The organism is Microcoleus sp. B4-C2 (genome assembly GCF_036705265.1).
Lineage (GTDB): Bacteria > Cyanobacteriota > Cyanobacteriia > Cyanobacteriales > Microcoleaceae > Microcoleus.
Window position 1 is genome coordinate 15,401 of record NZ_JAUBUB010000016.1, and the last position, 21,286, is coordinate 36,686.

16 protein-coding genes are annotated in these 21,286 nt (G+C 46.8%); 8 read left to right on the plus strand and 8 right to left on the minus strand.

Features of this window, described 5'->3' with window-relative positions; all coding sequences use genetic code 11:
• Positions 1-104: 104 nt before the first annotated feature.
• A complete protein-coding gene (locus tag QUB20_RS07865) occupies positions 105-1,130 on the minus strand; it encodes a PstS family phosphate ABC transporter substrate-binding protein (RefSeq protein ID WP_333245339.1) in 1,026 nt (341 codons plus the stop codon).
• A 333-nt stretch (positions 1,131-1,463) separates the two neighbouring features.
• Between QUB20_RS07865 and QUB20_RS07870 the strand changes: the two genes are divergently transcribed.
• From QUB20_RS07870 to hppD, 4 genes are all read left to right on the plus strand, one after another.
• The gene (locus QUB20_RS07870) at positions 1,464-2,735 is read left to right on the plus strand and encodes an APC family permease (RefSeq protein ID WP_333245342.1); all 1,272 of its coding nucleotides are present in this window, start codon (positions 1,464-1,466) and stop codon (positions 2,733-2,735) included.
• A 42-nt stretch (positions 2,736-2,777) separates the two neighbouring features.
• On the plus strand, positions 2,778-4,187 hold the full coding sequence (locus QUB20_RS07875; protein WP_333245345.1) for an NYN domain-containing protein: 1,410 nt from the start codon (positions 2,778-2,780) through the stop codon (positions 4,185-4,187).
• Positions 4,188-4,270: 83 nt separating this feature from the next.
• Positions 4,271-4,978: an SDR family oxidoreductase gene (locus tag QUB20_RS07880; protein ID WP_333245348.1), complete on the plus strand. Its 708-nt coding sequence runs from the start codon at positions 4,271-4,273 to the stop codon at positions 4,976-4,978.
• A gap of 400 nt (positions 4,979-5,378) precedes the next feature.
• Positions 5,379-6,440, plus strand: a complete 1,062-nt coding sequence (hppD, locus tag QUB20_RS07885) for a 4-hydroxyphenylpyruvate dioxygenase (RefSeq protein ID WP_333245350.1) — start codon at positions 5,379-5,381, stop codon at positions 6,438-6,440.
• A gap of 20 nt (positions 6,441-6,460) precedes the next feature.
• Here hppD and QUB20_RS07890 read toward each other — a convergent pair whose 3' ends face one another.
• Positions 6,461-6,994, minus strand: a complete 534-nt coding sequence (locus QUB20_RS07890) for a GNAT family N-acetyltransferase (RefSeq protein WP_333245353.1) — start codon at positions 6,992-6,994, stop codon at positions 6,461-6,463.
• Positions 6,975-9,122, minus strand: coding sequence for a diguanylate cyclase domain-containing protein (locus QUB20_RS07895; RefSeq protein WP_333245356.1), 2,148 nt, complete (start codon positions 9,120-9,122; stop codon positions 6,975-6,977). Before QUB20_RS07895 ends, QUB20_RS07890 begins: the two co-directional genes overlap by 20 nt.
• A gap of 479 nt (positions 9,123-9,601) precedes the next feature.
• Between QUB20_RS07895 and QUB20_RS07900 the strand changes: the two genes are divergently transcribed.
• Positions 9,602-10,285: an HAD family hydrolase gene (locus tag QUB20_RS07900; RefSeq protein WP_333245359.1), complete on the plus strand. Its 684-nt coding sequence runs from the start codon at positions 9,602-9,604 to the stop codon at positions 10,283-10,285.
• Positions 10,286-10,533: 248 nt separating this feature from the next.
• Here the strand turns inward: QUB20_RS07900 and QUB20_RS07905 are convergent, their stop codons facing one another.
• Entirely contained in the window at positions 10,534-11,145 is a 612-nt protein-coding gene (locus QUB20_RS07905) for a CPP1-like family protein (protein ID WP_333244724.1), read from the minus strand.
• A gap of 243 nt (positions 11,146-11,388) precedes the next feature.
• Positions 11,389-12,267: a peptidoglycan editing factor PgeF gene (gene pgeF, locus QUB20_RS07910; protein WP_333245364.1), complete on the minus strand. Its 879-nt coding sequence runs from the start codon at positions 12,265-12,267 to the stop codon at positions 11,389-11,391.
• Between the two features lie 569 nt (positions 12,268-12,836).
• Here pgeF and QUB20_RS07915 point away from each other — a divergent pair.
• The 3 genes from QUB20_RS07915 to QUB20_RS07925 all read left to right on the plus strand — a co-directional run bounded on the left by QUB20_RS07915 (position 12,837) and on the right by QUB20_RS07925 (position 17,374).
• The gene (locus tag QUB20_RS07915; protein WP_333245367.1) at positions 12,837-14,636 is read left to right on the plus strand and encodes a peptidoglycan DD-metalloendopeptidase family protein; all 1,800 of its coding nucleotides are present in this window, start codon (positions 12,837-12,839) and stop codon (positions 14,634-14,636) included.
• Between the two features lie 176 nt (positions 14,637-14,812).
• Positions 14,813-17,092 carry a hypothetical protein gene (locus QUB20_RS07920; RefSeq protein ID WP_333245370.1) on the plus strand — a complete coding sequence of 760 codons (2,280 nt, stop codon included), beginning with the start codon at positions 14,813-14,815 and terminating at the stop codon, positions 17,090-17,092.
• Positions 17,093-17,158: 66 nt separating this feature from the next.
• Positions 17,159-17,374: a hypothetical protein gene (locus QUB20_RS07925; protein ID WP_333245373.1), complete on the plus strand. Its 216-nt coding sequence runs from the start codon at positions 17,159-17,161 to the stop codon at positions 17,372-17,374.
• Positions 17,375-17,864: 490 nt separating this feature from the next.
• Here QUB20_RS07925 and QUB20_RS07930 read toward each other — a convergent pair whose 3' ends face one another.
• The 3 genes from QUB20_RS07930 to QUB20_RS07940 are packed head-to-tail and all read right to left on the minus strand — an operon-like array spanning position 17,865 to position 21,278.
• On the minus strand, positions 17,865-19,196 hold the full coding sequence (locus tag QUB20_RS07930; RefSeq protein ID WP_333245376.1) for a glycosyltransferase family 4 protein: 1,332 nt from the start codon (positions 19,194-19,196) through the stop codon (positions 17,865-17,867).
• Positions 19,197-19,201: 5 nt separating this feature from the next.
• A complete protein-coding gene (locus tag QUB20_RS07935; RefSeq protein ID WP_333233310.1) occupies positions 19,202-19,972 on the minus strand; it encodes a class I SAM-dependent methyltransferase in 771 nt (256 codons plus the stop codon).
• A gap of 22 nt (positions 19,973-19,994) precedes the next feature.
• Positions 19,995-21,278: a glycosyltransferase gene (locus QUB20_RS07940; RefSeq protein WP_333245379.1), complete on the minus strand. Its 1,284-nt coding sequence runs from the start codon at positions 21,276-21,278 to the stop codon at positions 19,995-19,997.
• Positions 21,279-21,286 lie beyond the last annotated feature (8 nt).

Sequence of the window (21,286 nt, forward strand, 5' to 3'; positions counted from 1 at the left end):
CACCCCGAAATATTGATATAATTTTTGTAAGTAAATGCAGCGCCACGATCGGGATTTACGCCAGTAACTAATGACTGCTGACTAAATAAATACCGATAAACTTGCTATCTGGCTTCGCGCTTCAACATTTCCTCAATCGTCAAACCTACAGCTTCTTCGCCACCGAAAATAGTGCCTACACGACGCTTGGTAAAATGACCCATAGCAGTTGTATAAGCCTGTGGAGGTAGAGCTACGTACTTGACATCGCGCGCTAGTTTAGCACCGTTCTTGATATAGTATTCGACAAACTGCTTCACTTCCGGTTTATCTGCCGACTTGGCATTAACGTAGATGAACAGAGGACGGGATAGCGGTTGATAAGAGCCATTTTGCACTGTCTGTGCAGAAGGCAATACAGGTCCTCTACCACCATTAATTGCCACTGATTTGAGCTTGCCCTTATTTGCTTCGTAATAAGCGTAGCCAAAGTAACCTATGGCATTTTTGTCGCGAGAAACACCGTTGACTAACACGTTGTCGTCTTCGCTGGCAGTGTAGTCGCCCCGGCTAGATTTAGATTTACCGACGATCGCTTCAGTAAAATAGTCAAAAGTTCCAGAAGCCGTACCAGCACCAAAAAGCTTCAGGGGTGCGTTGGGAAATCCTGCCCGAATTTGGTTCCAGTTATTGATTTTACCCTGAGCTCCGGGTTCCCACATTTTCTTGAGTTCGGCAACTGTCAAGTTTTGCGCCCAGGTATTTTGGTTGTTAACCACCACTGTCAGAGCGTCATAAGCCACGGGGAGTTCTATATATCTAATCCCAGCTTGAGCGCAGGCTTGTATCTCCGCTTTCAAAATCGGTCGGGAAGCGTTGGAAATGTCAGTTTCACCGCGGCAGAATTTTTTGAAGCCCCCACCCGTACCGGAGACGCCCACGGTAACTTGTATGCCTCTGTTGGTTTTTTGGAACTCTTCGGCGACAGCTTCGGTAATCGGGTAGACTGTGCTGGAACCGTCGATTTTAACTATTCTTTGTCCTTGAGCCTGAATCGCTGGGACTGACATACCGATCGCCGCAGCTACAAATGCCGATGCACCGGCTATTGTCCAGCCGTTAAGCTTAAATTTCATCAAATTGAGCGCCATATAATTTGATCCTGTGCGTTAAGTATGATGAGCAGCGAATCCTATAGGAGGATAACAGTCGATCTTTAAATTTTGAATTAATTTAGATTATGAACAGTTTAAATTTTTCCCACCAACTGAGATAATGGACTGTTGAACCAATCTTTTGATGACTATAAAATTGATCGGGAAAAAGCTTAAACTAGAAACGGCAGCGACAATTGTTTTTTTAAATAGGCATCTCCAGAAAAGCCAGTTTTGAACAGGCAGGATGCCTGTTCCACAAGAATTATTGGAGATGTCTAATGTGCTATTTGCGATCGTCTTGAAAACTTTGTAAGGTTTTTTGCAAAAATGTCTTCACCACTTCTGAAGCGAGAGTTAGGTGTTTTCGGCGCAACTCTCATGGGCCTGGGCTCAATCCTCGGTACCGGAGTATTTGTGAGTATCGGCATTGCGGCGGAAGTTGCTGGGCCGGGAGTGATTTTGGCTGTAGCTATTGCAGCTTTTGTTGCTGTGTGCAATGGCCTTAACAGCGCTCAATTAGCAGCAAATCATCCTGTTAGCGGCGGTACTTATGAATATGGCTACAAATATCTCAATCCTTGGCTGGGTTTTACAGCGGGCTGGATGTTTTTGTTGGCGAAAACGGCTTCTGCGGCTACTGCTGCTTTGGGTTTTGCGGGGTATTTTTTAAATGCAGTTGGTGTAGCCGATCGCACTTACCTGATCCTAACAGCTTTAGTCGCCCTCGCCGCCATCACTTTAATTGTATTGACGGGAATTAGGCGATCGAATATTGCCAATACTGCCATAGTCTCAGTTACACTCCTATCCTTAGCGGTGTTTGTTGCTGTCGGTTTGCCAGAGGTAAGGTGGGAAATGGCCACCGTACAGAATGATAGCTCGATCGGCTCCATCTTCCAGGCCACCGCCCTGATGTTTGTCGCTTATAGCGGTTACGCCCGCATCACCACAATGAGCGAGGAAGTGCGGGAACCGAGGGAAACCATTCCCAAAGCCATAATTTTCACTTTGGTGCTGACAATGCTGCTTTACGTCGGGGTAGCAGTAGTTGTCGCGGGCGCGGGGGGAGCCGATAAATTGTCTTTACAACCAGGCGGCACGACTGCACCCTTGGAAGTCATCGCCCGCAGTTTCCGAATTCCGGGAGTTTCTCAACTGCTAGCCGTCGGCGCAATTACCGCTATGTTGGGAGTCTTGCTGAACTTAATTTTAGGGCTGTCGCGCATCTGGCTGGCGATGGGGCGACGCTTGGATATGCCCAGAGTCTTGGCGCGGCTGAATCCTTCGGGGACAACTCCCTACGTGGCTGTGGTGGTTGTCGAAGTTACGATCGCACTTTTAATCCTCGTCGGCGATGTCAAAACCACTTGGTCATTTAGCGCTTTTAGCGTTTTGATTTACTACGCTATCACCAACCTCGCGGCGCTGCAACTTTCCCCCGCCGAAAGGCTTTATCCGCAATGGTTGGCTTGGGTGGGTTTGGGGAATTGTCTGTTTCTGGCTTTTTGGGTGGAGAGGCAAATTTGGCTGACAGGATTGGCATTAATTGTCGCCGGTTTAATTTGGCGGGCGATCGTCCGACTCCCGGCGAAAAACTAGAATTGTGATAAATTGAAACAGCATCCCGCATTGTAGAGGGCCATGCCCGATCGAACCTCCGAGCTTGCGACTCAAGAATCTCTCGCATTCAGCGCCATCAGTCGCTATATAGCTCAAACCCTAATTACCATTCAGGAAAAGCATCCCGAATGGATAACTGAAAAATACAGGAAAACCCCCTGGGCCAAACCTGATTTTCAGTCAGTTTTGATTGGAAAATTGACAAAAAGTTTCACAGTAGCCAGCGATACAGATTCCCTGGTGCTGAGTGCGAAAAAATACCTACAAATTCTGCTGATTCCAGAATTCGTTAATTCACCTCAATTCAGTAAATTATGTGCCAAAATTCAGCAGCTAGCCCAATCTCAAACAGCACCAGCTAAATCACAAAACTCAGTTTCGTCAGAACCTCCAACTTCAACAGCCAATCAACCAGCCCCGCTTCCTAGCGGCATTGCTATCTTGCTGCTAGATGTCGAAAACTTGCAACTCACCATCGAAACCGAAAAATTTTTAGAGGGAATTTGCCACTATCCCATCCAAATCAAAGTTGCCTTTGCCAACTGGCGCAGCATGGGCAAAAAAGATGCCGAATTTCACCAGCGTGGCTATCAACTAATTCACGTCCCCCCCGGCAAAGACAGCGCCGACTTAAAAATGGCTACAGTCGGGGCATCGATTTTCGTACATTATCCCACAGCCAAGGAGATTTTTGTCTGTTCGTCCGATCGCGCCCTCACTCACCTCAGCAACACACTGCAAGCCCACGGACTAACCGTATTTCAAGTCCGCAAACAAATAGATAAAATCCTAGTTTTAAACAGCAAAACCGGACAATTGGAAACCCATTCCCTAGTAACCACACCGGAAATAACCCCCCTAGAACAATTAGTTATTCAGCTCAAAGAATTAATCAAAAAAGAGCAAAAGCGTACCTCAACTCAGTGGATAAAACTTTCTACAGTTTCAGCTTTATTTAAGGAAAATTACGGCTTAGTCCTCAATCAAGTTGTTGCCCATCATTTGCTTGGTACTAAAACCAGGGATATATTTGTCAAATATCCCACCGATTTTGTCCTCCACAAACCCTCAGAAACTTCTCAAACTTATGTCACTCTTTTTGAAGTAAGATTATCGCCCCCACCGCCAATACTTAACCAAGAAAATCTGAATAACCACCAGCCAGCACCTGCAACTTTGACCGATATTAATTCTCTCGAAGACTTAGAAAGAGCTCTCGTCAAAATCGTTGGCGACTTAACCGACAACTCTCCTGAAAATTCTGTATTTCTCTCCAATGTTGGCAGTGAATTTCACCGACAATACGGCAAACAAATTACCCAAATAATTAAAGATTTTAATTTGGGTAAAAAATTTACTAAATTTTTGCAATCCTGCACTTCTCTCCAGCTAAAAAAAGCCGAAAAAGGCTGGCAAGTTTCCCTCAATTAATTAAAAATTCAAATATATAAGCATCCCCATTACAAGCAACTTGAGTTATTATACAATCTGGACGTAAAGAAATGTAAAGGGATATGCACGACAAAGTTGTGGTTGTGGTGGGTGCGACTGGTGGCATCGGTTCAGCCGTGGCCCGCAAACTCGCTGATGCGGGTGCGAGGCTAGTGCTCGCCGCCAGAGACAGCAGTAAATTAGACGCTTTAGCTAGCGAACTTTCGGCAACAGAGGTACTGTGCGTGCCCACAGATATCACCGATTTGCCACAAGTCGAGACGTTGATGCAGACAACTCTGGAACATTTTGGACAAATTGATGCCCTCATAAATGCCGCCGGTGCCGGAATTCTCAAGCAGTGGAACAAGTTAGAACCCGCTGATTTAGATGCAATGCTTGACTTAAACTTAAAAGGCAGTTTTTATACGTCTCAAGCAGCCGCGAATGTGATGAAAGAGCGCAAATCCGGCCACATTTGCAATGTCATCGGGATTTTGGGCAAGCATTCGATGGCGATGGGAACGGCTTATTGCGCTTCAAAGTTTGGGGTAGTTGGTTTCAGCAAGTGCATGGCAGATGAGCTGCGACGCTACGGCATTAAGTTTACGCTATTCTATTTTGGCGGGGTGGATTCTCCGTTTTGGGATAATGTGAGTTTGAAGGTAGACCGGTCAAAAATGCTGACTACCGAAACTGCCGCCAATGCGATTATGTTTGCTCTTTCGGCTGACCCGCAAGCTGTGCCGATGGAGATTAATATTCAGCCGGAAAGTCATTTGTTCTTTTAGCTATTGAGGAGTGATTTGAAGGCAGAAGGCAGCAGAAGCTGAAGGCAAGAAAAATTATGATTTTTTTAGGTTTGAGAAATTGTACAGCACTTAATTATGTAGGGTGCACGAGCTCACGCACCTTACCCTATAAGTAGCGCATCAAACCATTTTTTTGCCTTAGTCCTATTGGCGAAGGCCTAGCGGTCAAACCTAAATTATCGCAGACAGGGGGTTTCTTTTAAGTGCCGGCTTATTTCTGCCTTCAGAGGGAGCTAAGAGATTCAATCTTTAGGTTATTATTAAGTGGGCGCGCAATAAAAAGTATGAAAAATATCCCTTACTCAGTCCCTCCTTTGCAGTTTCGCCTGGAAAATCAGCAGATTTTCCATTTTTCAGTTTCCATTTTCAATTATTGATTATGGAGTTCGATCGCATTCAATTTTACGTTGAAAACGCTAAAGTATCCCGCGACTGGTTTGTCAGCCAGTTAGGCTTTCAATTCATAGCAGGTTATGCCAACAGCCACACTCACACTGAAGTTGTCAGCAGTGGCAATGTATGTTTTGTTTTATCTTCGCCCCTGACACCCGCTAGTCCCGCTGCTAGTTGGTTGAAGTTTCATCCTCCAGGGATTGCCGATGTAGGCTTTCGGGTAAAAAATATCGAATTAGCGATAGCTAGAGCGGCGGCTGAAGGCGCTAAAATCCTGGAACCGATTCAAGAAGACCTAAACGCAGCAGGCTATTTTAAGCGGGCCAAAATCGCGGGCTGGGGAGATTTAACCCATACTCTCGTGGAGCGCATTGGCAGCCATTCACTGCTATCGGCTGCGGATAAGCTGCCGTTGTTTACCCGGATTGACCATGTAGTGTTAAATGTGGAATCGGGCGATTTGTCAAGTGCTGTGAGTTGGTATCAAAAAATATTAGGTTTTCAACCGCAGCAAAATTTTGACATTCAGACTGAGAAATCGGCTTTGCGGAGCCAAGTTATGGTGCACGCTGAAGGTGGGGTGCAATTCCCGATTAATGAACCGGCATCAGCTAATTCTCAAATTCAAGAGTTTTTGAGCGCCAATCGGGGGCCGGGAATTCAGCACATGGCTTTGCAAACTAATAATATTGTGGGGGTTGTTGCGGATTTGCGATCGTGCGGTTTGCCTTTTCTGCCCGTTCCTCCAACATACTACTCGGAATTGCAGCAGCGGCAAAACTATTTGCCGGCAGATTGGCAAGCAATTGCAGCTTGTCAAGTTTTGGCAGATTGGCAAGAAGATACTCCCGCAGCGATGCTGCTGCAAATATTTACCCAGCCAATTTTTTCAGAACCGACTTTCTTTTTCGAGATTATTGAGCGCCGAGTTAGTTTAGTTAACGGCAAACAGGTGCAAGCTGGAGGTTTTGGGGCGGGGAATTTTAGAGCTTTGTTTGAGGCAATTGAACGCGAACAAATGAAGAGGGGAAGTTTAATAGATGATTGACAAAACATCCACTTTTTCGGTCATATCGGCGTGTTAATCAGCACTGCGATATCTTTCCATCCGTAGGCAATTTCTTTGAGTGCAACTCCTGCTCTACTTGTTTGCTTTTCGTCTACTTTTTCACCTCCTAAGAATTCATAAAACCTATAGGCTGAATTGTCTCCTAGTACCCAAACTAGCATCGAGTTAAAACTTAATTCTGCCAATTTTGTGGCAACTGTTCTGACGAGTTGCCGTCCGATTCCTTGACGCTGATATTCCTCCAAAATATAGATGGCAAATAATTCTCCTTGATAAACATATTTGCCCGTTCGCTCGCAACCACCCGCAGCAAAACCCACAATTTGTCCCGCGTCATTCTCAGCAACGTACACAAAACTTTTACTTTTTTCTGCGTTTACGAGGATTTCTTGCCAATTGCTTTCTCGCTTTTCATAGGATAACTGTGCGAGATAATCTGCTGGTATGATTTGTCGGTAAGCTGTCCGCCAAGTATCTAGATTCACCCGTGCGATTGCAGGTGCGTCAGCGATGTTAGCTTCTCTCACAATCATCAGAACATACTCCTTTTGGGCCCTGAAATTCTATTTTCAAGTCTAGGGCAACTATACGATCGCGTCCTTCTAGTTTAGCTCGATACAGCGCTCGATCGGCTTGTCCAATCAACTCCTCGATCGATGAACCAGCAGCAGGTACAGTAGTAGCGATCCCCATACTGAGAGTTATAAACTCACTTACCTTGGAAGCAGCATGAACAATTGCCGCTGCTTTCAAATCCCTGCGAATTGCTTCAGCTACCTGCTTTGCTCCTTGCACATCAGTTCGCGACAAAATTACCGCAAATTCTTCGCCACCGTAGCGGGCGGCTAAATCTCCTGCCCGCTGAGCGTTGCTAGCTAAAATCTCGGCTACTTGTTTTAAACATTCGTCGCCTCCTTGATGCCCGTAACGATCGTTGTAAAGTTTGAAAAAATCGATATCGCACAAAATTAAAGATAGCGACTCTTTTTCTCGCTCCATCAACTGCCATTCTAACTCCAATTTTTTGTCAAAACAGCGACGGTTGGGAATTTGAGTCAATCCATCCACCGAAGCGAGCCGCTGCAATTCCATGTTAGCTGCTTGTAATTCTAATTTGGCTTGTTCTAAAGCTAAATTTTGCCGAGCTAATTCTTCACTTTGGCGTTTTTCTTGTTCGTACAAAAATCGGATTGAAGCTTCAGCTTCTTGCAATTCTTGCTCTGCATATTTGCGCTTAACAAATTCTCCTAATTGAGAACTTACCACAGCTATGATCTGAAGTAAATCTTGATCCGGTGGCAGTTCTTCGCGGCAAAAAAAAGTCATTACTCCTACAACTTGGCTCCTAGCGTGAATGGGGAAACCGAATCCGGATCGCAGTCCCGCTTCCTCTGCCAAGCGCGATCGCACGAAAGTGGGATCGCCCACAAGATCAGTAATCCACTGCGTAGAACCGCTTCTGGAAACCGCTCCCGGCAAACCCTCACCCGCAGCCAAAGTAATCTGCCGATCGTTTTCGGCAAACTCCCTAACTTCCTCCGCTGCCTGCCAAACTGCCACCCGCCGCCAACTAGGAGTTTCCTCGATCGGACAGCAAAGCGGCAGGCACCAAAGCGGATCTGTTTCAGATTTTATTTCCTCACCCAATCTAGTTTCTTTCTCCGCCTCTGTCGGCGTCCAAAGTTCGCCAAAATCCCACCCAAAACTTTGGCAAATAGCTTGCAAAATTTTCGGAGTTGCGCTATCTAGAGAACTCGATTCTGACAGGATATGAGTCACAGCATACTGTGCTTCTTGACACTTTTTTATGCGTTGTTGCTTGGTAATGTCTTTGCCGATATAAACAAAATCTTGTATAACCTCGCTATCTGCATCTGGGCTTCCTATGCTTGTCTCGAAAGTAGAGCATGAAAATGCAACAATCAGCTTTAAACCTATTTTCGTTTGGCAAGCTACTTTTACTTGAGGCCAATATTGGCTTTTAAGTGCAGGAGGTAGCTGGCTGACTTTGCGTAACAATTCCTCCTCTGCCGTAATCAGGGATATGGATTGACCGATTAATTCCGATTCGGTATACCCAAATAATTGCTGTGCAGCTTGATTCACTTTTTTGATTTGGCCCGATGTTCCGGTTACGAACAAAACATCCCCTAGGGAATTAATAATTTTGTCAATATAATCGCCAGCCGCAGCTAACTTATCGCCTTTAATACTTGTTTTCTTGGCAGCCTGAAGGATGGTTGGCTGACCTCCAATGCTATCTGTCACATCTTCACATAAAATAATCAATCTGTCAGCATTGGCTTGTCCCTTATAACCAAAAATGTACAAATTTAGATACAAATAAGATCCGTCTTTGAGAACTCTGCTAATTGATTTCAACTGACAATCTTGCTGTCGTTCTTCAATAATATCTTCCAGGAGTCCTTCAATTCCGATCAGTTCGGGAAAACTATCGCGCACGTCTTTTCCTTCGGCTACTTCTTCATGAATGTAGGCAAAATCTTGCACTTTCAAAGATATTTCTTTAATCTTAAGTTCCCGATCGACTGTGAGGTATTCAATCCTGCGTAAGGATAACAGCTTATAAAGAAGAATATTAATACTTCTGGGGCTGCTCTCTACAGTTAATGTGGGAAGCATCTCGTTATTGTAGAGCATCTCTCTCAAAGGTTAGCCGGTAAAGTTAGTTGTTGTTTGGCTGCGATTTATCAGGGAAATTTTTATACTGGCAGATGTTATCACCTGTTATCGCTGGCTCATTTATGCAAACAGTACACTTTGGATTCTCCAAGCAGTTTTTTGCTTATTTTAAAAATGGGGCTAAATATTAATTTGACCCACTTTTTGTGAGAAAGCGCAGTCAAAATCAGCCTCGATTGAGGTTGAGATTTATGAACAATATGTAGCGGTTTACACTATTTGTGCGACACATTTTAATTTTAAATTTCCCGATATGGCTGACAACCGCTCAAGTTGATGAACAGCACAGTTTAATTCAAATGTTTGCTTTAATTAGCACCATTCCTATAGACCTTACCTCCCCTAGGTATTTGTGTCAATTTTTGTAAAGAAAGTGTTACCTTTAAATGATATAGTATCGAAGGATTTGTATACAAAGCTTAAAAATACTCTGCTAAATGCTGAGACTTATTACCGACTTTGACGGCCCGATTATGGACGTGTCCGATCGCTACTACCGAGTTTACCAGAAGTGTCTCGCCGAGACTCAACGTGAGGGTCAAGCAGTGCGCGAACTCCCCAAGGCAGAGTTTTGGGACATGAAGCGCGCGCGGGTTCCCGAAACCGAAATCGCCATCCTCTCTGGATTAGATGCAGATCAAGCCCGCGATTTTGCCCATAAACGCCGTCAAACCGTCCACACCCTACCCTACATGATTTACGATCGACCAGTTCCCACCGCTGTCGAAACTCTCGAAAAGGTGCAGCGCGCTGGAGTAGACTTAGCGGTGATGACCATGCGCCGCGTTAGGGAACTAGATGAAGCCTTCAACCGCTGCAATTTAGGGCATTTTTTCCCAGAAAACCGCCGCTATTGCCTCCCCAACGATTACGTTAAAACCGGGGATGTCAAAGATAAGCCCCTGTTGATGGCAAGAGCTCTGGCCGAACTGCCGCCGGCTTCTGACACTTGGATGGTTGGGGATACGGAGGCGGATATTATATCAGCAAAAACGCACGGTGTCAAGGTAATTGGTGTTTTGTGCGGAATTCGCGATCGCACCCAACTAGAAATGCACCAACCGGATTTAATTGCTAACAATTTGAGCGAAGCAGTTGAGATTATCTTAGATAGTCAGTAGTCATTAGTCAGTTGACAGTTGTCAGTTGACAGTTGACAGTTGACAGTTGGCAGTGGTTAATTATTGTTATTGGTTAATTGTTATTGGTTGGTTCGTAGGTGTTAGGTGTTAGTAGTTAGTTGATTGTTACCAATTACTAATTACCACTCAACAATTACCAATAACTAATGACTGTTGATGCTTGACTAATGATTGATGACTGTTGACAACTGACAACTGACAACTGTCAACTGTCAACTGTCAACTGACTATCGCAGAAAACTGCTAACCAGCCACAGAATTAAAAACGTAAACACAGCGATAAATTTCTCTGTTGTTATAAATGCCGGACTGACCAAAGAACCCAAAAATCCTCCCAGCAACAAGCCTATAACCAAGCCAGCCACAGTCAGCAGCACGGCGCGACCAAATTTTTGTTCCTTGCGATTAATAAAATAAAGACAACAGCCGACCCCAAGAGCCAGAGTCAACTGTAGTAAACCATCATTAGCCGCCGGATAAATACTCAGTCCGCCTAACCCCACATACACCCCAGCCGGCCACAAAATGTCTGATCGACTAGGAGTATCGATTAACCGCTGCAACCAAGCTGGGCTGCCACTCGGAGGAGACGGAGTAAAGCTTGGGGGTGGGGGAGTCAGCCGTTCGGGAAAGCGGATGCGTTCGGGTACTTTAATTTTCCCTTCCTGTCGCTGCCGCAGGCGATCCATGAGGATCGCATCGTAAGCGGCTTCGATCAATTCCAAACGTTTCTTGTCACCGCTGTACTGCTCGCCTAGGCGCGTGCGGGCCTCTTGCACTTCATCAAAGGAAGCATCTTCATCGACTTCAAGAAGTTGATAGGGAGTTGGCTCACTCATTGTAATAACCCGCTGAAGACTCTCGTTATAGAGTAATCTTAACAAGAGAGGAAAGCGGGGCGGGAGCTCTGCCGCTTTCCCAAAAGTTTTGCTGCTAGTTTTTAGTGCTTTAAAACAGGAACCAGCAAACCTTACGAAGGTTGAAACTAGAAGGCATTTGGCATTCGTAAATAAAAAATAATGAATCCAAAGATTGTTATTTTTATCTTGGCCGTCTAAAATTTTACCTTCTGCCAAATGCCCTCAGAAGGGACTTGTCCTGCAGGCGCTCACAATTCCCGACCACTGGACTTTTTTAAGTCGATCGCGGCGATAGGAAAAAAAGCGAGCCGAGTCAGAATAAGTACAGAAAGGAGCGATCGCCACTTGAGAAAGATCGATTCCCAACTGCTGCAATTGCAGAGCATTGCAGAGGCGAACATCCAAGCGTACTTTTCCCGGTTCTGGATCGGCTAAAACAGGCGTTTGCGGCAGTTGATGCAAAAACTCGCAGATGCCGTCGGCTGTCGCACTAACGGCACTCTTAGGAGCAATGGTGGCTCCCAGTTCCGCTGCTACTTCCACAGATACCTGGTAAACCTCTCCAGCGATCGCCGGCCCCATAGCAATCTTCAGATTTTCTAGTTGACTGCCTTGTGCCACAAGTTGAGCGATCGCCTCTGGTAATATCTTAGCAGCAGTCCCGCGCCAACCCGCGTGAACTGCCGCAACGAGTCCCGTGCGATCGTCAGCAATCAACACCGGCACACAGTCAGCCGAGCAAACCCACAGCGCCTCCAATTCTTGATCGGCAACCAAGCCATCAGCCTCAGCATAGCTTGGGGCAGCGGTTTCCGGGGCCGGAGCCACAACGGGTGACAACTCACTCGTTTTGAGTACCGCATTGCCGTGTACCTGTTGGAGTCGGTAAACCTTAGCTCCTGGTTCGAGAACTTCCGTCAGATCGATCGGCCCCTGGGGCGAGAAATCGCGAGTAAAAAAGCCGTGAGACCAGCGAGAAAGCAAGCTGCAAGTCAGATAGGGCAAGCCTTCAGAACTCTGCCAGTCCCAACTAATACCGTCAGGCTGTCTGAGGCACTCAGAGTCAGGAAAATTTGTCAAGCGATCGCCAGCTACAGTCATGAAACCTATCCTTACTCAAGCGAATCAATTAGCTTGTATTCTAAACAATCAAAAATTTTGTCCGCGAAGTTTAAACGCAGCGCCAGCTTTCAGGAAAAAATCGCGATGAGTCGGCGGTTTTAGGACAACTCACATCTTGTACCATTCTCGCTTAACAGGCTTTCCGGCCTGTTCCACAAAGAGTAGATTTTCTTGTGGGGAGTAGGGGTTGGGCAGGAGATCCCGCCCTGAAAAGATTATTGAGAATGGTGCAATATCTCAGGACGATCGACTGCGCCGAAATTTTGCATAAGCCGAGAAATATAGGCAACTAATTAACATATACGAACACCAAAGCGCTATCATCATTGTGGCCGTCACAGACTTTTAGGCAAGTGCCATCGGGATCAAAAAAACCGGATATCGATCGCGACTGAATGCGTAAAGCATTTGAGCTTGTTCGATGTGCAGAAAAAATTGCCTCAAGCCCGGTAAAATCAGTTAGGCCTGTATATAAAGACAAGGATTGCCATACATTCGATCCTGACTTCGAGATCCTTGTGCCCCCTGTTGAGTTGGGAAAAAAAATCGTGAAACCAGTTCCAGACAAGCAAATAACAGCCCATTTGAAAACCAAACAGCAAAAAAAGAACCCTACAGGCGCCCGGACTCGATCGCGCCTTTTGTCCGATCGCTCACTGCTGGTGGGACTGGGTTGTCTTGCCAGTCTGGGACTGCTCAGCAAAGGCTTAGTTTGGGCCCAAGCCGAAACTCCGCCCGCAGAACAAGCCATCCCCGGTGCAGCAGACCTCCAGCCATTATTTGAAGCTCCTCTCCCGCCCCCGGAACCCGCATACAGCCAAGTGGAACCAGAACCATACCCTGAACCGCAGGCAGAAGTTCCACCGTCCGAGCCTTTCGATCCCGAACCTGCCTGGGAGCCGGAGTACGCCAGCGAACCACCTCCTACCCAATATTATCTGCCGGAGCCAGCGCTGATTCCCCTGCCAGAAGCGACGGCCCAGGAGCCACCTTTTGAAGCGCCAGTTAACCCAGCCCACGCTGAAATCGACCAAACAGACTACAGCATTGGTGCTACCAGCGAGTACGAAGAGTACCAAGAGTACGAAGCGCCAACGAGAATAGAGTTTGCAGAGCGATCGACCGGCTGCGAAGGAGAAGGCGGTTTGTGCGCGCCTCCTCCTGTTTCCGAGCCGGTGACGGCAGATGCCGGAGAACCCAACTACAGAGAGGAACCTCCGATCGCAGACGACGGCTATATTGCAGCCCCTCCTCCTCGAAATCTGCCAGAAAGCCTTCCGGGCGACGTTCGGGGAACTGTTGCCGGAAATAGTAGCGGAAATCCTGTCAGTAAACTCGGTCAAGCCGTTCAACAAATAGGCAGCCAGGTTTGGAGGGATTCAAACCCACCGGGATCTGCTTACGTACCCCCGCGCTACTCGCCGAACGCTGGATACTCAGCAGACACTGGATACTCGGCTAACGCTGGATACTCGTCGGCTAACATCGGCTACTCCGCAGACACTGGATACTCCGCAGACGCTGGGTATTATGCCGGATCTGCATCTTACGGCGGCGGCGCTCCAGCGCCCAGCATGGGACTTGGGCCGGTTCAAGTCGGTGCCGTTAGTGTCAGCAGTGGCAGCAATACCGGTTTTGCTTACTACAATCTCACGCCGCGTCCCCCAGGCGTCCCCGGAAATGGCAACACCAGCTTGCTGTTCCCGCTATCTATTGCTTCGGCAATTACTTCGCCGTTTGGGTGGCGGACTCATCCAGTTCTGGGCTACGGCAGGTTTCACACCGGAACTGACTTGGGTGCCCCGATGGGAACGCCCGTACTGGCAGCCTATGCGGGTCAAGTGGCGATCGCCGATTGGTTGGGCGGTTACGGTTTGACAGTGGTTCTCAACCACAACAAAAAGTCTCAGGAAACTCTCTACGCCCACCTTTCGGAACTTTTTGTGAAACCGGGAGAGTTCGTGAAACAGGGAGAGACGATCGGCCGCGTCGGCAGTACGGGAATGTCTACAGGGCCTCACCTTCACTTCGAGGTTCGGCAAATGACCGATCAGGGTTGGGTGGCGATCGACCCGGGATCTCAGCTAGAATTCGCTCTGGCAAAAATGATCGGCAGTTTGGAAACCGCCAAAGTACCGCAAATGCCGAAAATGGTGGAAATACAAACCGCTAGCTCACTCAAGGATTGGGAAAACGATCTGCCCCAGCTTCCACCTCTGCCGCTGGGAATGGACATCGAAGTTCACAACCTCCAGCCGCCATTCCCGGAATTCTTAAAAGCTGATACTTCTAAGCCCAAAGATGCCGAAGCAGTCAAACCCAAACCTCAGAAGCAAGCTAACAGGTAAAAATTGGGGATGGGCTAGATTAATTTTCTTGTGGAAGGGTCGAAAAGCCAAACCCCTACTCCCCACAAGAAAATTAATGTTTTGTGCAACCAGCACGCTAACTCGTTGTTTTTCCTCGTTACCCGACTCTTTCGGGTAACGAGGAAAAACTCATAAAAAATGGTAACTTGCAGCTTATGCTAATAGCGCAGCATTTGTGGGAATTAATTTTATTTCTGATTATTGTAGTCGGGCCGATTCCCTTAAGCTTGTCTCTTGCCTTTGAGAATCAGAAAGAAAACAATAACTATTCATTTCCCCATTTTCTCCTCGTACTCCTGACGGGATGGAGTATTGCCCAAGTTTGTATCGGCTTGATTTTAGGAAGTGCCGATCGACTAAATATTACTGCGGTGATTATAGCAGAAATTCTGATTTGTGCGATCGGCTTCATCCTGATTTATACCAAAAACCACAAAACTTTTACCTTCTCCGAGTGGCAGATTCCCCAACTCAATCAACCTCGGACTCTCTCAGAATCACTAATTATTGTTGCCACCGCTTTGGCTGGATTTGTGCTGTTGGAAACTATCGCAACCAAACCCATAACCAATTATGATTCATTGTGGTTTCACCTGCCTGCGATCGCCCGATGGTATCAAACCCATTCATTTACATTATTAGATGCCACCGGAAATTGGATTTTTGAACAAGAGCAAGCACGAGTATATCCCTACAATTGGCACGTTTTATCTGCTTTGTGTGTGCTTCCCTTCGGAGAAGATTTTCTAGCAGCTTTCCCCCTGGTAATTGCGTGGGTACTTGAGGGAATTGCCGTCTATCTATTAAGCATAAAATTTGGAGCAACCCGAATTCACGGTATGGCAGCAGCATCTTTAGTATTGACAGTACCGATGATGCTCAACCAAGTTAACACCATTCAGCCAGATTTACCGCTAGCTGCAATATTTACAGTCGGCTTGTATCTAGGTTTATCCTATCATAGCAGCCGCTCGCAATCGGAACTATCGCTATTTTTGGCAACCGCAGGAATGCTAGCCGGAATAAAAATCACGGGAATAATCTATGCCGCCTCACTTTTAGGAGGATTAGCAATATTAGAAATTAAAAGATTCGCGGTTAATAAAAAATCTACACCAGCTCATTTTAGAATTCGCCACTTTCTCAAACCAGTGTTACTTTGCGGCCTAGCTTGTTGCTTGCTTTTAGGATGTTTTTGGTATGCGAGAAACTTGCTGCAAATCAATTATCCTGTCGGCGAATTCGGCGATATTAAAATTCCCTTAGATCCTGTTTCCTTACCGTCTCCCATACCTGGGCTAGCACCTCCGGTACAGCAGCAGCCCGCTTCGCCACTTCTAAAGATTTGGCAAAGCACTTTAGCCGCTCAATTTAATCCCAGCAATGTTTCCCACTGGCAAACTGTCGGCTTACAAATTATCATTAGATTGCAACTGCCCTTTATGGCGATCGCCCTTCAGGTATTGGCAGCACCTCTGGCTTTTTTCCAGGGTAAAACTAGAATAATTAATCAAAATAATATTATTTTAATTATACTTCTCGCCAGCACAGGAATTCTGTATCTATTTACACCTTACACGTCCGGTACGGCGGGAGATTCGATCGGTAAACTCAGCCCTTTACTGGGTTTTAACCTCAGATACGGCTTTCCCTTTTTAAGCTTGCTGGGCATCGCAGCAGCAGCTACAGCAACTATCTTGAAAACTCCAAATCTAGTTGTTCTGGCAGTGGTTTTGGTTAGTGGTTTGTTCGGAATTACTAGCAACACAATTTTTGATTATATTAAAAATGCTTCTTTCACCGGAGATAGTATTGTTTGGGGTAGTTTGTTGATTGACAATTTTAAGTCTAACCCAATAGAAGCTATTAATACTATCGGGAAAATATTAGGCCCCAGTTTGCCAGATATATTAAGATACCCAATATTTTATCTGGTGTCAGTGACGCTGGCTGCGATATTGTGGAAAATCAATCCTCGCTTAGAATGGCTGAATCATCTATTTCCCACCCGCAAAAAATCGATTTACATCGTGATAATTGGTGTCGTTATCGGATTGATAGTAATTGGTCATTGGAGGGAAAAGCGAGATATTGCACGCACCGAACTGTATCGTGGTATTTACGAATATATTGATAAAAATACAGTACCAGATCAAAAAATAGGCTTCTTTTTAAGTTCGCGCAGCTACCTATTTTACGGGAGAAATATGGACAGACAAGTCTTATATGTGCCGTTTAGAGCCGATCGACTTTCGGCATGGATTGACAATCTACGGCGAAATAAAATTAGGACTGTAGGATTCGGGCCCCTGACTGGGACAGACGCAGCTACCAGAAAAGCTCTATCTTGGCTGACAAGTGCCGAGGGCCCGCTGCAACCAGTTTTCGGAAAAAATTTTAATACTGAGTCGGTGTTGTATCGTTTGAAAAATTAAAATATAGCAGTTATAATTCAATACGGTTTAGTGGCGGCAGGGCTGCCAAATCTGGAAAATCGATTTGTGGAAACACCACACTGCTTAATCGGAGGTATAACGGTAAACGCGCTGCCGAATAACCTCTATTCGACTGGCAGCCAGCAACTGATCGATTACCTTTACAGCTACTATAATGCTCTGGGCGATCGCGCGGAATTTTTTAGTTCTCAAAATGCTGGATTTGAAGGCACTAATATTCAGAAAATGCAGGTGGAAAGATATGTGTCTCGCCGTAAATAACCGAGCCCAAAATACCTTATAGGGAGTACATTTGGCGTTGGTTGAGATGGAGGGCAGCGGGTAAATTATCGGTAACAATCTTCTGAACCTGTGCAATAATTAATGAAGTTAGCTCGTAATAAAATTAGCTTTTATCAACAGCGTACACAGGGAGAAACCCTGAGTCGTTCTAGTTCCTAGACATCTTTGTCACCCTCCCAGAATAAATTGCTAAGGATTGCGAATTAAATAACTTACAATTTTAATTGTTATTGTGGGATGGGCGTCCCGCCCGTCCTTTTTGGACGGGCGGGACGCCCATCCCACAAAATTGTGGAAGTTATTTAATTCTCATTCCTTAGTTGAAAGAATGAATATATTAAAAAAAATCGTCAAGTTAAATTTATTAGGTCTCCGATAATTGGCAAAAAAAATGATAATAAAACCACAAAAATTAGGCGGAGATAAATTTTTAGGGCTGGGATTTTTCAAGCATTCCCAGTGCTGCGAGTCAGATATGCGGAATGTGCGCTAAAGAGCGATCGCACAAAAACTGTCGCAGTTGCACACCGATCGCCTCCAGAGAAAAATGAGTTTCCACCCGAATGCGAGCGCGCTTACCCAACTCCCGCCCCCACGCCCGATCGTCTAAAACCCGACCGAGCCCCCCCGCCAAAGCGGTTGCATCCTCACGGCGCACAACGATCCCGCCGTCAGCTTCGCCCCCCTCGAAAATATCAGGCACTCCAGGGGCGTCAGCAGCCACAACGGGCAACCCGCAAGCCATCGCCTCCAGCGGTGCCACCGGAAACCCCTCATGCCGAGAAGGCAAAGTATAAACGTCAGCAGCCGAGAGATACTGTCGCATCAAAGCGCGATCGCGCACATATTCATTCACCCAAACAATGCCCGAAAGCTGCATCTGAGCGATTCGCTGGCTCAATTCCTCCGCGTCGCTACCAGTCCCCACCAGCAACAGCCGCAAATCTCGGCCTGGGCGATCGCGACAGATCCCTTCCCAAGCTTCCAGCAATATATCTAACCCCTTGCGGCGAATCTCAATCCGCCCGTGACAGGCGACAATTTCAGCGTCACCGGGAAAACCCAGCAGTTGCCTAGCTTCAGCGCGATCCATTGGTTGCCACAGTTCCAAATCCAGCGGGTTAAAAATGCGGGCAATCTTGGCTGTCGGCACGCCATAGCGACTTTGCACGCGCTGTACCTCGGTTTGCGAAGCAATAATTAAACCCGCGCTCGCTTTGAGGGCGATCGGGCGCGACAAACCTTCCCAAGGACTAACCTGAAAATCGCCCCCCTGAAACGTCGCAAAAACAGGCAGCCCCATCCGCCACCCCAACCAAGTACAAGCGTCGAAGCGCGGGTACTCGTATTCTTGGCAGAGAATCGCTTGGCAGTTTTCCCGTCGCAATTCTGCCGCCAGCAACCCCAGCGGTGTAGCCAGATAAGGAGTAACGCTTTTCACTCCTGCCAACATCAGACGGCCCAGGCCTCGAACCTCTCCAAACATATCCTGAACCGTCCACCCTTGAGGGTTAACCATCTGGCGGCGGACAGCTTGGTAAAGTTGAGGTGCGGGCAGGGTGCAGATTGTTGCACCTGTGTCTTTGTGGGTGTAGCGCACGGGTTCAGCCACGCTACCAGAGATGCAGAATAACACTGTCCGCACCCCTGCCCGTCGCAGCGCCTCAATGTAGCCAAACATCCAGCCCCCCGTCATTTCGTTGCAGAAAGCTTCAAAGGAAACCCCGATGGTATCTAAAAAATCTTCGATTAAATCGCCCCAGTGCAGGAGGGCGATCGTTGGTTCTGGTTGGAAATTCATAAATTTTATGGCTTTTGCCAAGCGTATGCAGTTTCCGTCCCCAATGATTCAGGTTTATGCAGCCAATAGCTTACCCAGGTTACAGGACTCAGAGCAGTACAGAATAATAGGCGTATGAGGGGAGGCAAGCGAGAGAAAGCAAAATCATGGCAGACTACTGTCAGGGGATTGATAAAAGTAGCAGAACTCTGGTAAGGCAAACCGATTAGTCCTGTCAGTTCATCGATCCTATAGCCGCGCCGAACGTGACCCCATTCTGCCATCACCTCTGCTTCAGGCGGACAGAGCGGTTTCATCACGCCGTAGTAGGGAAAGCGCCAGTTCTCATTGGGACTGCTCACTAATAAAAAACCCTTGGGTTTAAGCACTCGCAGCGCTTCAGATACAGCTTTTTGGTGGTCGGGAATGTGTTCGAGAACGTCGAACATCGTCACTGCATCAAAGGACTCATTTTCAAACGGTAAATTGGTCGCGTCGCCACAGATGAAGCGTACTTTTTCCTGCCGATTGCAAGGAACATTTGCATATTTAGGATCGAGGTCAATGTTAGTAATTTGCGCTTGCGGATAAAGTAAAGACGTTAAGCCTCCTTGACCTCCTCCTACTTCTAAAATTTCTTTAAAGGGCATATCTGGGGAAATGCGGTGAATTGCCCGCATCTTTTCTCGGTAAAAGAATCCCAGGGTCAAGGGCTGACCGAAAGGGTTGCGGGCTAAGAAATTGCCCAGCTTTTCTTTATGTGTTTCCGATTTCTTAGTCTCAACAACTGTTGCCATAATCTTCCTATAATTGGAAAAACTATTGATCCTTCTTTACACGATTTTTGAGGTAAAAGCTGACTCCCGCAAAGCAACCTAATACCTCTGCCAATAGCGTTCTATTAATCCCTTTAAATCCGGTCAAAAGACCGATTAAAAATCGTTTCACATAATAGAGAGGTAAAATGATGAATAAGCGAAGCAAGTTCCCCCAGTGCTTGTAGCGCCCGAACTGAATCAAAAGGGCCGCGATGTGACCCCGCATATATTGGTACATCTGATGTTTCAAGCTATCGAGATCGCCCCGGTGATAGTGATAAACAACAGGGGTCGGATCGTAGTAGCAAATCCACCCTTCCGCCAGCACTCTATACCATAGCTCTGAATCTTCACTGCACCCAGATGCCCCTGCACCCAAGCGTTCGTCAAAGTCTCCTAGTAACTCAAAAGCTTCACGCCGAAAAGCCATATTTGCTCCTGCACCAATGCGCCAAACGGGAGCGCCTAGGTGTTTCGTATCCTTAAAAAATTCAGCGTCAAAAGTCAGAGATCGGTATCCCCAACCAAAGCCAGTATCACCTTTTTGGAATATTAATTGGGCTTCTGTTTCGAGTTCAGCAGGCAGGACGAGGCCGGTTACAGCGATGATCTTGGGTTCGCGGAAGCTTTGTGCAATCCTGGCCACCCAGTCAGGGTGAACGATCACATCGTCATCGGTAAACGCAATAATGTCGCCTGTACAGTGGCGGATGCCAGTATTGCGGGCGACGCTTAAACCAGGGCGAGGTTCTAATACATATTTGACTCCAGGGATCTCAGCCACCAGTTGGCGGGTGGCGTCTGAACTCGGAGCATTATCAATCACGATAAGCTCATGAGCAGGTTGGGATAAATTTTGCAGGGATTGCAAACATCGCGCCAATTGTTCTGGCCGATTTCGAGTGCCGATTACGACAGAAACAGATGCGCTGCTAGTCTGGTTCAAGCGTTCCTGCAGCTTGGCCAGGGGTTGCTCTAAGGCAGTCAGGGCATCAAACTCAGGGGACTGGTGCCACGCCCGATTTTTTTTGTAAACTTCAGGCAAAGGCGCTTTAAAACCTTGCTCTAGCAGGTGGCTGCCGACTGCAGGCGCGATCGCCAGCGCCGCTAGATTCGCTAGTTGTGAAGCCGAGATTGGCAACTGATCCTCTAAAATCTCCCGTTCGCCAAGGGGGATATTATGCCACCAAAACACTACATATATTCCGGCGTAGTTGGAAATCAAGGGCAATTCAGGAATATTTTCGCTCAATTCGACATTGAGAACTTTCCAAGGCTTGCTCACAGAAATTA